The sequence below is a fragment of the Corallococcus caeni genome (genome assembly GCF_036245865.1).
GTDB lineage: Bacteria > Myxococcota > Myxococcia > Myxococcales > Myxococcaceae > Corallococcus > Corallococcus caeni.
Genome location: NZ_BTTW01000004.1, coordinates 760,788 through 773,841, shown reverse-complemented (window position 1 = coordinate 773,841; position 13,054 = coordinate 760,788). Strand labels below are relative to the sequence as shown.

Below are 13,054 nucleotides of genomic sequence, written 5' to 3'. Positions count from 1 at the left end.
GGCGGTCCCTGGGGCAGACATGAGCGCGGTTCAATCATTGCTGGCCGCGCTGCGGCAGGACGGCGTGCGGCTGTGGCTGGAAGGCGGCGAGCTGCGCTACCAGGCGCCCAGGGGCGCGATGACGCAGGAACGCCTCGCGCAGCTGCGCGCGCGGAAGGCGGAGCTGGTGGACTTCCTGCGGCAGGCGGCGGGCGCACAGGCGGCCCCGCTGGTGGCCGCGCGGCCGCGGCCCGAACACCTGCCGCTGTCATACGCGCAGGAGCGCCTGTGGCTGCTGGACCGCCTCGAGAACCTGGGCACGGCCTACCACATCGCCAGCGGCCTGCGTCTGACGGGCCACTTCGACGACCGTGCCTTCGAGCGAGCACTCGCGGAAATCGTGCGCCGGCACGAGGCCCTGCGCACGCGCTTCGCGGCCGGGCAGGACACGGTCGCGCAGGTGGTCGATGCCCCCGGCGGTTTCGTGTCGCAACGGCAGGACCTGTCCTCACTGGGTGAGGCGGAACACGGGCGGGCTGTCCTGGCACAGGCGGGCGCCTTCGTGCGCCAGCGCTTCGACCTGGCGCAAGGGCCGCTGTTCCGCGTGCTGCTGCTGCGGCTGGCGCCGGAGGAGCATGTGGCGGTGGTGGTGATGCACCACATCATCAGCGACGGCTGGTCGGTGGGGGTGCTGATCCGCGAACTGGGCGCGCTGTACACCGCGTATGCCCAGGGCCGGGAGTCGCCGCTGCCGGAGCTGCCAGTGCAGTACGCCGACTACGCCTTGTGGCAGCGCGACTGGCTGCGAGGCGAAGCGCTGGAGAGGCAGGTCACCTACTGGAAGCAGCGGCTCGCGGGCGCTCCAGTCGCGCTGGAGCTGCCGCTGGACCATCCTCGCCCACCGGTACAGAGCTTCCGGGGTGCGAGCGTGTCCTTCGCCCTGCCCAGGGCGCTGACCGGGCCGTTGCAGGCGCTGGCGCGCGCGCAGGACGCCACGCTGTTCATGGTGCTGCTGGCCGGCTTCCAGCATCTGCTCTCCCGCTGGAGTGGCCAGGAGGACATCGTCCTCGGCACACCCGTGGCCGGCCGCACGGACCGCCGCACCGAAGGCCTCATCGGCTTCTTCGTCAACATGCTGGTGCTGCGCACGGACGTGTCTGGAGACCCGTCGTTGCGCCAGCTGCTGACGCGCGCCAGGGAGACGGCGCTCCAGGCCTACGCCCACCAGGACCTGCCCTTCGAGAAGCTCGTGGAGCAGCTCAACCCCGTGCGCGACCTCTCTCGCCCTCCCCTCTTCCAGGTGCAGTTCGCGCTGCAGAACTATCCCGAGGAGGGCTTGCGGCTGCCGGGCCTGCAACTGAGCCGGCTGGACGACGGCACTGTCGCGTCCCGCGCCTCCAAGCTGGACCTGTCGCTGTTCCTGATGGAAAGCGCGGGAGGCCTCGATGCCGTGGTCGAGTACGCCAGCGACCTGTTCGAGGCCGGCACCGTCGACCAGTTCGCTGGCCACTATCGCGCGCTGCTCGAAGCAGCGGCGGCCGATCCGGACCGGCCGCTGGCGGGCATCCCGCTGCTGAGCGAGGCGCAGCGGCGCCGCATCCTGTTCGATTGGAACGCCACCGCGCGCGACCATCCGCGAAGCGGCACGCTGGCGCAGCTGTTCGAGGACCAGGTGAGGCGCACGCCCGAGCGCGTGGCGCTCGTCTTCGAAAACAGCCACCTGACGTATGCCCGGCTGGATGCGCGCGCCAACCAACTGGCCCGCGTGCTGCGCGCGCACGGCGTTGGCCCGGACAGCCTGGTCGCGCTGTGCGTGGAGCGCGGCATCGAGATGGTGGTGGGACTGCTCGGCATCCTCAAGGCCGGCGGCGCCTATGTGCCGCTGGACCCCGGCTATCCGGCGGAGCGGCTGGCGTTCATGCTGGCGGATTGCGGTGCACGGCTGGTGCTGACGCAGGCGAGCCTGCGCGACGCCTTGCCCGAGACCACCATCCCCAAGCTCCTGCTGGATGCAGACTGGCCGCGCATCGCGGAAGAACCGGCCACGCCGGTAGCGTCCAGCACCGACCCGCTGCACCTGGCCTACGTCATCTACACCTCCGGCTCCACGGGCCGGCCCAAGGGCGTGGGCATCCCGCACGCAGGCATCGTCAACCGCCTGCAATGGATGCAGGAGGCCTACGGGCTCGGCGCCGACGACCGCGTGCTGCAGAAAACGCCGTTCAGCTTCGACGTGTCCGTGTGGGAGTTCTTCTGGCCGCTGTCGTACGGCGCGCGGCTGGTGATGGCGCGGCCCGGCGGCCACCAGGACGCGGCCTATCTGCGCGAGGTGATCGCGAGCGAGGCGATCACCACCCTGCATTTCGTGCCGCCGATGCTGGACGTGTTCCTGGGCCAGGCCCACGCCGCGCCATGCGCCAGTCTGCGCCGCGTGGTCTGCAGCGGCCAGGCCCTGCCCAGGGAGCTTCAAGAGCGCTTCTTCCGGCTGCTGCCGGGCGTGGAGCTGCACAACCTCTACGGCCCCACCGAGGCCTCGGTGGACGTGACCTCCTGGGCCTGCCGGCCTGGATCGCCGCAGGCCCGCGTGCCCATCGGCTGGCCCATCGCCAACACGCGGATGCACGTGCTGGACCGGCACCTGAACCCGGTGCCTCCGGGCGTGGCGGGCGAGCTCCACATCGCCGGCATCGGCCTGGCGCGCGGCTACGTCAACCGACCGGAGCTGACCAGCGACCGCTTCATCCCCGACCCCTTCGGCGCGCCCGGCAGCCGCATGTACCGCACCGGGGACCTGGCGCGGTACCTGCCCGACGGAAACATCGACTACCTGGGACGCATCGACCACCAGGTGAAGGTGCGCGGCTTTCGCATCGAACTGGGCGAGATCGAGGCCGCGCTGGCCTCCTGGCCGGGCGTGCGTGACGCGGTGGTGCTGGCGCGCGAGGACACCCCTGGCGACCCGCGGCTGGTCGCCTACGTGCTGGCGCAGCCCGGAGCGCGTCCAGCGCCGGCGGAGTTGCGTGACGCGCTGGCGCGCCGCCTGCCGGAGTACATGGTGCCGGCGCACTACATGCTGCTGGAGGCCTTGCCCCTGAGCCCCAACGGCAAGGTGGACCGCAAGGCCCTGCCGGCGCCCGACACCGGCGCGGTGTCGCGTCGTGCCTACGAGGCACCGCGCGGTGAGGTCGAGGAGAAGATCGCCGCCGTCTGGGCCCGGTTGCTGGGCATGGAGCGCATCGGCCGCGAGGACAACTTCTTCGCGCTGGGCGGCCATTCCCTGCTGGCGGTGCGCATGATCGACGCGCTACGCCGCGACGGGCTGTCGGTGGACGTGCACGGCATCTTCGCCTCGGCCACGCTCGCGCAACTGGCCGCGCGGGCGAACGCGGAAGGCGGCGGCGACAACGTTCCGCCGAACCGCATCACGCCGGACAGCGAGGTCATCACTCCGCCGATGCTGCCGCTGGTGTCCCTGACACAAGACGAGATCGACGCCATCGTGGCGCGCGTGCCGGGCGGGGCGGCCAACGTGCAGGACCTCTATCCGCTGGCGCCGCTTCAGGAAGGCTTCCTGTTCCATCACCTGATGGCGCGGCAGGGGGATGCCTATCTGCAGCAGGCCATGCTGGCCGCCGCGGAACGCAAGGAACTGGACCGCTTCCTCGCCGCGCTCCAGGAGGTCGTGGACCGGCAGGACATCCTGCGCACGGCCATCGTGTGGGAAGGCTTGCGCGAACCGGTGCAGGTCGTGTGGCGGCGCGCGCGCCTGGTCGTGGACGAACTGGAGCTGTCGGACTCCGCGGGCGACATCGCCGACCAGATGCGTGCGCGGCACGATCCGCGGCACTACCGGCTCGACATCCGGCAGGCGCCGCTGCTGCGCTGCGCGGTCGCACACGATGCGGTGAACGGGCGCTGGCTGCTGCAGGTGCTGTTCCACCACTTGATCGACGACGCCACCTCGCTGCGGCTGATGGTGGCGCAGGTCCAGCTCATCCTGGCGGGCCAGCGCGAGCGGCTGGCGGAGCCGGTGCCCTTTCGCAACTACGTGGCCCTTGCGCGGCGTGTGCCTCAGGCCGAACACGAGGCGTTCTTCAAGGCCATGCTGGGGGATGTGGAAGAGCCCACGGCGCCGTTCGGGCTCATCGACACGCAGGGCGAGGGTGTCGGCATTGCCGAAGCGCGGCTGATGCTGGAGCCGAGCCTGGCCCAGCGCGTGCGGCGACAGGCCCGGCTCGCAAGCGTCAGCGCCGCCAGCCTGATGCACCTGGCCTGGGCCCAGGTGCTGGCGCGCGGCTCGGGGCGAAGCGCCGACGTGGTGTTCGGCACGGTGCTGTTCGGACGCATGCAGGGCGGCGCGGGCACCGGGCAGGCCCTGGGCCCGTTCATCAACACGTTGCCGATCCGCATCAGGCTGGGCCGCCAGGGCGTGCGCGAGAGCCTGCTGCTCGCGCACCGCGGTCTCACCCGGTTGCTGGAGCATGAGCACGCCTCGCTGGCGCTGGCACAGCGGTGCAGCGCACTACCGGCGAGGGTGCCCCTGTTCACGGCGCTCATGAACTACCGGCACAACGGGGTTCAGGACGCCGCGGGCCCGTCTGGAGAAGGCGGGCTTCAGGTCCAGGTGCTGGGAACCGAGGAGCGCAGCAACTATCCATTGACCCTGGTGGTCGATGACTTCGGCGAGGACTTCGGCCTGACCGCGCAGGTCGCGGCAGGGGCGGTGATGCCGCAAAGCCTCTGCGAGTCCATGCGGATGGCCGTACAGAGCCTGGTGGAGTTGCTGGAGGCCGGCCCGGAAACGCCGGTCAACCAGGTGGAGGTGCTGCCCGCGCGGGAGCGCCGGCGGCTCCTGGTGGAGTGGAACGCCACCGCCACCGAGTACCCGCGCGACTCCACCCTCCCCGAGGTCTTCTCCCGGGTGGTGGCACTCCACGCGGACAGGGTGGCCGTGGAGTTCGGTGACGTGAAGCTCACCTACCGGCAGCTCGACGCGCGCGCCAACCAGCTCGCGCATCACCTGCGCGGCCTGGGTGTGTCCACGGACTCGCGCGTGGCCATGGCGCTGGAGCGCTCGGTGGAGCTCATCGTCTCGCTGCTGGCCATCCTCAAGGCCGGCGGCGCCTACGTGCCGCTGGATACCGCCTACCCGCGTGAGCGGCTGGCGGCCATGGTGGAGGACTCGCGCCCACGCGTGCTCATCACCACCCGCGCGCTGCGGGAGAAGCTCCCCTCCGAGGGCCTGGTCACCGTGGTCGTGGACGAGGTCTCCCTCCTGGGTGAGCCGGTGCACGCGCCACCGCGGGCGGCCCTGCCCCAAAGCCTCGCGTACATCGACTTCACCTCGGGCAGCACGGGCCGCCCCAAGGGCGTGGGCACGCCCCAGGCGTCCGTGCTTCGCACCCTCTTCGGTGTCGACTACGCGCACCTGGGGCCCGACGAGACGTTCCTGCTCATCGCCCCCATCTCCTTCGACGCCTCCACCCTGGAGCTCTGGGGTCCGCTGCTGCATGGCGGCCGCCTCGTCGTCTTCCCGCCGCATCCGCCCTCCGACGTGCGGGAGCTGGAGTCGGTGCTGGTGAAGCACGGGGTGACGACGCTGCACCTGACCGCGGGCCTCTTCACCCAGGTGGTGGACCACCACCCCGGGGCCCTTCGCGGCGTGCGCCAGTTGCTCACCGGCGGCGACGTCGTCTCCGCCCCGCACGTCAAGCGGGTGCTGGAGGAGCTGCGCATCCCCGTCACCGCCTGCTACGGCCCCACCGAGACCACCCTCTTCGCCTCCTGCCACCGCATGACGGACGTGGCCCACGTCGGGGCGTCCGTCCCCATTGGCCGCCCCATTGGCAATACCCAGGTGTACGTGCTGGACGCCGCCGGCCAGCCCGTGCCCGCCGGAGTCACCGGAGAGCTGTTCATCAGCGGCGATGGCGTGGCCCGTGGCTACGTGGAGCAGCCCGCCCTCACCGCCGAGCGCTTCATCCCCGACCCCTTCAGCGCCACTCCGGGCGCGCGCATGTACCGCACGGGCGACCTGGCCCGCTGGCGCGCGGACGGCGTGCTGGAGTTCCTCGGCCGCGCCGACGCCCAGGTGAAGGTGCGCGGCTTCCGTATCGAGCTGGCCGAAGTCGAGGCCTCGCTGCGTGCGCACGCGTCCGTGAAGGACGTGATGGTGGTGGTGCGCGAGGACGTGCCCGGTGACAAGCGCCTGGTGGCCTACGTGGTGTCCGGCACTTCCATGCCGGACACCGCCGCGCTGCGGGTTCACCTGCGGCAGCGCCTGCCGGAGTACATGGTCCCGGGGGCCTTCGTGGTGCTGCCCGCGCTGCCGCTGACGCCCACCGGCAAGGTGGACCGCAAGGCCCTGCCCGTGCCGGATGCCGCGCGGCCCGCTGCTCCCACCCAAGAGGAGGAGCCACCGGCCAATCCCGTGGAGCAGCGGCTGGCGGAGCTCTGGTGTGACGTCCTGCGCGTGCGCACCGTGGGCCGTCGGGGCAACTTCTTCGAACTGGGAGGCCACTCGCTGCTGGCCATGCAGTTGGTGGCGCGCATCCGTGCCGCCTTCGACGTGGAGCTCAGCGTGCGCACCCTCTTCGAGGCGCCCACCGTGGCCGCCCTCGCGGAGCGTCTCCAGGGCTCCAGCGCTGGCACCCGCATGCCCGCGCTGGTGCGGGCGCTCCGGGAGGGTCCGCTGCCGCTGTCCTTCGCGCAGCAGCGCCTGTGGTTCCTCGACCGGCTGGAGCCGGGGAGCCCCTTCTACAACATGCCCACCGCGCTCTGGCTGGAGGGCACCCTGGACGTGGGCGCGCTGGAGCACGCGCTGACGGAGCTGGTGCGCCGCCATGAGGTGCTGCGCACCACCTTCCAGACGCAGGCCAGCGGTCCCGTCCAGATCATCCATCCTCCCGCGCCGTTCCCCCTGCCGGTGGTGGACCTGTCCGCGCTCCCTGAAGACACGCGCGAGGCCGAGGCCCGGCGTCTGGCCCACCAGGAGGCCCGGCGTCCCTTCGACCTGGAGCGGGGCCCGCTGCTGCGCGCCATGCTGCTGCGGGTCTTCGAGTCGCGGCACCTGCTGCTCCTCAACGTGCACCACATCGCCTCGGATGGCTGGTCCATGGGCGTGCTCGTGCGCGAGCTGGCGACGCTCTACGCGACCTCCCAGGAGGGCGCACCGTCCCCACTGCCCGAGCTGCCCGTGCAGTACGCGGACTACGCGGTGTGGCAGCGCGGCTGGCTGCGCGACGAGGCGCTGGAGGCGCAACTGTCCTGGTGGCGCGAGCACCTCACCGGCGCAGCGCCCATGCTGGAGCTGCCCACCGACTTCCCACGGCCCGCGGTGGCGAGCCTGCGCGGCGCCACCCACCGTCGCGTGCTGCCGCGCGAGCTGGCCGGGGCGCTCCAGGCGCTGTGCCGCCGCGAGGGCACCACCCTGTTCATGGCACTGCTGGCGGGCTTCCAGTGGGTGCTGTCGCGCTACTCGGGCCAGGAGGACTTCGTCGTCGGCACCGACATCGCCAACCGCAACCGGGCGGAGACCGAGGGCCTCATCGGCTTCTTCATCAACCAGCTCGCCCTGCGCGCGCGGGTGGGCGGCAACCCGTCCTTCCGCGAGCTGCTGGGCCGCGTCCGGGAGGCCACGCTTGGCGCATACGCGCACCAGGAGCTCCCCTTCGAGGAGGTGGTCAAGGCGCTCAACCCCCAACGCGACCCGTCAGGAGCCCCGCTGTTCCAGGTGAAGCTGGTGCTGCAGAACCAGCCCGCCACCGAGCTGACGGTGCCCGGCCTCACCCTGCGCGGGGAGGCCGTGGACTCGGGCACCTCCCGCCTGGACCTCACCCTGAGCATCTCGGAGACGGCGCGAGGCCTGGACTGTGGCTGCGAGTACCGCACGGACCTCTTCGAGGCGGCCACCATCGACCGGCTGGTGCGGCACCTGGGCACGCTGCTCCAGGCCGCGGCGGCCTCGCCCGAGGCCCCGCTGTCGGCGCTGCCCCTCATGGACGAGGCCGAGCAACGCCAGGTGCTGAGCGACTGGAACACCACCTCGCGCGACTTCCCGCGTGAGACCTGCGCGCACCAGCTCTTCGAGGCCCAGGTGGCTCGCACCCCGCACGCCACCGCCGTGCGCTTCGAGGGCACGGCGCTCACCTACGCGCAGCTCGACACCCGCGCCAACCAGCTTGCACACCACCTCCGCGCGCTGGGCGTGCGGCCCGACGTCCTCGTGGCGCTCTGCGTGGAGCGCTCGCTGGAGACGGTGGTGGCCATCCTCGGCATCCTCAAGGCCGGCGGCGCCTGGGTGCCCCTGGACGCGAGCTACCCCGTGGAGCGGCTGACGTACATGCTGCGCGACTGCGCCGCCCCGGTGCTCGTCACCACCGAGGCCCTCGCGGATGAGCTGCCCTCCAGCGGCGGGCAGCTCGTGCTGCTGGACGTGGATGCGCCCCTCATCGAGGCACGGCCGGGCACGGCCCCCGAAAACCTCACCCACGCCGGCGACCTGGCCTACGTCATCTACACCTCGGGCAGCACGGGCCGGCCCAAGGGCACGCTGTTGCAGCACCAGGGGCTGTGCAACACGGCGCTCAACGCCGCGCGCGCGCAGGGCTTCCACTCCGGCAGCCGCGTCCTCCAGTACGCCGCCTTCGGCTTCGATGCGTCGGTGTTCGAAATCTTCGGCGCGCTGCTGGCCGGAGCCACGCTGGTGCTCGCGCCGCGCGCGCGGCTGATGCCCGGTGCGCCCCTGCAAGGGCTGCTGCGGGAGGAGTTCCTCACCGCTGTCACCCTGACGCCCTCGGTGCTGGCACGGCTGACGCCGGAGGACTTCCCCGCCCTGGAGACGCTCGTCTCCGCGGGCGAGGCCTGCACGCCGGAGCTGGTGGCGCGCTGGGGCTCCCGTGTGCGGATGCTCAACGCCTACGGCCCCACGGAGGTCACCGTGTGCGCCACCGTCTCCGAGCCGCTGCGGCCCGGGGAGCGGCTCACCATCGGCCGGCCGTGGGCCAACGTGCGGGTGTACGTGCTGGACACGGCACTGCGGCCGGTGCCTCCCGGAGTCCCTGGCGAGCTGTGCGTAGGCGGCGTGGGCGTGGCCCGGGGCTATCTGAACCAGCCGGAGCTGACGGCGGAGCGGTTCACTCCTGATCCGTTCAGCCCGGAGCCCGGCGCCCGCCTCTACCGCACCGGGGACCGGGCGCGGTGGCTGACGAACGGCACGCTGGAGTATCTCGGCCGCCTGGATGCGCAGGTGAAGCTGCGCGGCTTCCGGATCGAGCTGGGCGAGGTCGAGTCCGCGCTCCTCCAGCACCCGTCGGTGCGCGAGGCCGTGGCCACGGTGCGCGAGGACGCGCCCGGGGACAGGCGACTGGTGGCCTACGTGGTGGCCTCGGAGGGCGACACGCTGGACGTGGCCACGCTGCGCCAGGACCTCAAGCAGCGACTGCCCGAGCACATGGTGCCCGCGGCCATCGCCGTGCTCCCCGGCCTGCCCCTGACACCCAATGGCAAGGTGGACCGCAAGGCCCTGCCCGCACCGCAGCGGTCCGAAGTGCCGGCCGCGGCCCTGCTGTCACCCCGAGACGCACGGGAGCTGCAGTTGGTGGGGCTGTGGGAGTCGGTGCTGGGCGTGCAGCCGGTGGGCGTGCGCGACAACTTCTTCGAGCTGGGAGGCCACTCGCTGCTGGCCGTGCAGCTGATGGCCGCGGTGGGGGCAGCGACAGGTCACCACCTGCCGCTGGCCGCGCTCTTCCAGGCGCCCACGGTGGAGCAGCTCGCCGCGCTGCTGCGCCGGGAGGATCCGGAGGCCTTCTCGCCCCTGGTGCCCTTCGGAGTGCCAGCCACCGGTGACGCTAGGCCCTTCTTCTGCGTGCACCCGGTGGGAGGCAACGTGCTGTGCTACGCCGAGCTGGCTCGGCTGCTGGGGCCGCAACAGCCCTTCTACGGGCTGCAGGCGCGAGGTGTGGATGACAGCAGCCAGCCGTTGGGCTCCATCGAAGAGATGGCCTCTGATTATGTGAAGGCCATCCAGTCGGTGCAGCCGTCCGGGCCCTACTCCCTCGGGGGCTGGTCCATGGGGGGCCTCATCGCATACGAGATGGCGCGACAGCTGCGCGAGCGCGGCGAGCAGGTGGCCCTGCTGGCACTCATCGACGCCTACGTCCCGACGGCAACGGTGGCGAAGGAGCCAGAGCCGGACCGGGTGGGGCTGGCGGCGATGTTCGCGAGAGACCTGCTGGGTGCGTCCCTGGCTGAGCTGAGCGTGGACCTGACGCCGCTGGCAGGCCTGGAGCCGGAGGCAATGCTGGAGCGGCTGCTGGAGCTGGCGGCGGGCGCGGGCATCCTTCCTCCTGGGAGAAGCTCCAAGCACGTGCGGGCACTATTCCGGGTCTTCGAGGGCAACCTGCACGCCTCGCGGCGCTACACGGCGCCAACCAGCGAAGGCCGGACGGTGCTCTTCAAGGCAACGGACAGCGCGGATGGGTTGCCCGAGGACGGAGGCTGGACGGACCTGGTGGGTGACACCCTCGAGCGGCACCTGCTGCCCTGCGACCATTACAGCCTGCTGCGGGCTCCGGCGGTGCGCGAGCTGGCGGGATGGCTCCGCGATGCGCTGAAGTCCTCGCGATAGCGCTGGCCGGTGGGAAGTGCACGAGCCGGGGATCGAACCCGGACGACCCTTGCGAGTCAGCGGATTTTAAGTCCGCTGCGTCTGCCAGTTCCGCCACTCGTGCGATGGAAGGAAAGATAGCAGACCCCGCAGCCCAAGCGAGGCACCAGCGCAGGCCGCACCTTGGTCCTTGGGCCGCAAAGTACGGCTGCCCGGCGGCCGTGCTCGGACGGCCCCAGAGAGGTGCCTCGCTGGAGGCCACCGAGGGGTAAGGTGCGCGCCGTGCGGCTGCGGACGCTCATCATCGACAACCACGACTCGTTCACGTTCAACCTCTTCCAACTGCTGGCGGAGGTCGGCGGGACAGAGCCCCTCGTCGTGAAGAACGACGAGGACTCGTGGCGCGAGCTGCGCGACCTCGCGTTCGACAACATCGTCCTCTCCCCCGGTCCCGGCCGTCCCGACCACCCGGCGGACTTCGGCGTCTGCCGGGATGCGCTCCTCGAAGCGGACGTCCCCATCCTCGGCGTGTGCCTGGGCCATCAGGGCATGGGCCACGTCCACGGCGCACGGATCCAGCACGCACCAGAGGTCATGCACGGACGGCTGAGCCCCGTGCGCCACACGGGGACGGACCTCTTCCAGGGCCTGCCGCAGGACTTCCCGGTGGTGCGCTACCACTCCCTGTGCCTGGCCCGGCCGCTGCCCGAGGAACTGGTGGAGACCGCCTGGACCTCCGATGGCGTCCTCATGGCCCTGCGCCACGCCTCCCTCCCCCGCTGGGGCGTCCAGTTCCACCCGGAATCCATCGCCACCGCCCACGGGCGTCAGCTCCTCGCCAACTTTGTCCGCCTGAGCCACGAGCACCGTCGCATCCCGCGCCCCGCAGCTCCGGAGGAGGTCAGGCCTCCAAGGCCCAGTCCTCCGCCCGAAGCCTTCCGGGTCCACCACCGGAAGCTGCGGCTCGATGTCGACCCGGAGCAGGCCTTCGTCACGCTCTTCGGAGGCAAGGACCCCGCCTTCTGGCTGGACAGCAGCCGCGTCGAAGCCGGCCTGTCACGCTTCTCCTTCATGGGTGACGCAACCGGGCCCCACAGCGCCGTCATCCACTACCGGGTGAATCCACGCCAACTCACCGTGCGCCGGAGTCAGGGAACGGAGGAGCACGCCACGGAGCTGTTCGAGTTCCTCCAGCAGGAACTGACGCGGCTGCGAACGCCCCCCACGGGCCTCCCCTTCGACTTCCAGGGTGGATTCGTGGGCTCCCTCGGCTACGAGCTCAAGCACGACTGCGGCGCGAACGCCCCGCATCCCTCACCGGATCCAGACGCCAGCCTCGTCCTGGCGGACCGACTGCTGGCCTGGGACCACCTTGAGCACACGGTGTATCTCGTGGCGCTCGCCCCGGAACACGAGGCGGCCCAGGTCCAGTCCTGGTTCGACGCCACCGAAGCCACCCTGCGCGCCCTCCCGCCCCTCGCCCTCCTCGAACCAGCCCCTGGAGCTCCCTTCCCCGTCCGCCTCGCCAGGAATCGCGAGACGTACCTGGCAGACATCCAGCACTGCCTGGAACAGCTCCACGAGGGAGAGACGTACGAGGTCTGCCTCACCAACAAGCTCCTCGCCCGGGCCCACGTCGACCCACTGGACCTGTACCGGAGCCTTCGCCAACTCAACCCGGCCCCCTACGCCGCGTACCTCCGCATGGGACCGCTGGGCATCGCCTGCTCCTCCCCCGAACGCTTCCTGCGAGTGGACGCCGAGCGCTGGGTCGAATCGAAGCCCATCAAGGGCACCCTGCGCCGCGGGGCCACCCCGGACGAGGACGAACGCCTTCGCCAGCAACTGGGCGCCCAGGAGAAGGACCGGGCGGAGAACCTGATGATCGTGGACCTCGTGCGCAACGATCTCGGACGCGTGTGCGAGGTGGGCTCGGTCCACGTCCCCCGGCTCATGCACGTGGAGTCGTACGCCACGGTGCACCAGCTCGTGAGCACCATCCGGGGCCACCTGCGCGAGGGGCTCACCGCCGTGGACGCGGTGCGCGCCGCCTTCCCGGGAGGCTCCATGACGGGCGCCCCCAAGGAGCGCACGATGGAGCTCATCGACCGGCTGGAGCGGGAGGCCCGGGGGGTGTACTCGGGCGCCATCGGGTACTTCTCCGTCACCGGCGCGGCGGACCTGAACGTCGTCATCCGAACGGCGGTGGTCCGCCCCGGCGAGGTGAGCATCGGCGCGGGCGGGGCCATCGTGGCGCTCTCTGACCCGGCGGCCGAGCTGGACGAGATGCTCCTCAAGTCGCGCGTGGTCCTGAAGGCCCTGTGCACGGCGCTCGGGTGCCCGGACTGGCTGCCCGAGCCCGACAGCGAGGCGGAAGCGGCCCCCGGGCCCCGGACGGCCGCGTCGGGCTGAGCCCCGGGAGGGGTGGGAGGCCCTCTGGGACGGGGCTCCCGGGCCGGGCGGCGGCAT

Annotated in this window: 2 protein-coding genes and 1 tRNA gene; 2 read left to right on the top strand and 1 reads right to left on the bottom strand. The window is 71.6% G+C overall.

The annotated features are described in order from the left end of the window. The first annotated feature begins 19 nt into the window (after positions 1–19). Positions 20–10,606: a non-ribosomal peptide synthetase gene (locus AABA78_RS21300; RefSeq protein WP_338265092.1), complete on the top strand. Its 10,587-nt coding sequence runs from the start codon at positions 20–22 to the stop codon at positions 10,604–10,606. A 17-nt stretch (positions 10,607–10,623) separates the two neighbouring features. On the opposite strand, the gene AABA78_RS21295 is transcribed toward AABA78_RS21300, so the two are convergent. Next, positions 10,624–10,709 (bottom strand) — tRNA-Leu (locus AABA78_RS21295). A 158-nt stretch (positions 10,710–10,867) separates the two neighbouring features. Between AABA78_RS21295 and pabB the strand changes: the two genes are divergently transcribed. Beyond that, positions 10,868–12,997 (top strand): aminodeoxychorismate synthase component I, encoded by a 2,130-nt coding sequence (gene pabB, locus AABA78_RS21290; protein WP_338265090.1) that lies wholly within the window; start codon positions 10,868–10,870, stop codon positions 12,995–12,997. The last annotated feature ends 57 nt before the right edge of the window (positions 12,998–13,054 follow it).

Excerpts from the sequence above, each read along its gene's own strand:
- AABA78_RS21300 (WP_338265092.1), top strand. The coding sequence starts at position 20 with ATGAGCGCGGTTCAATCATTGCTGGCCGCGCTGCGGCAGGACGGCGTG.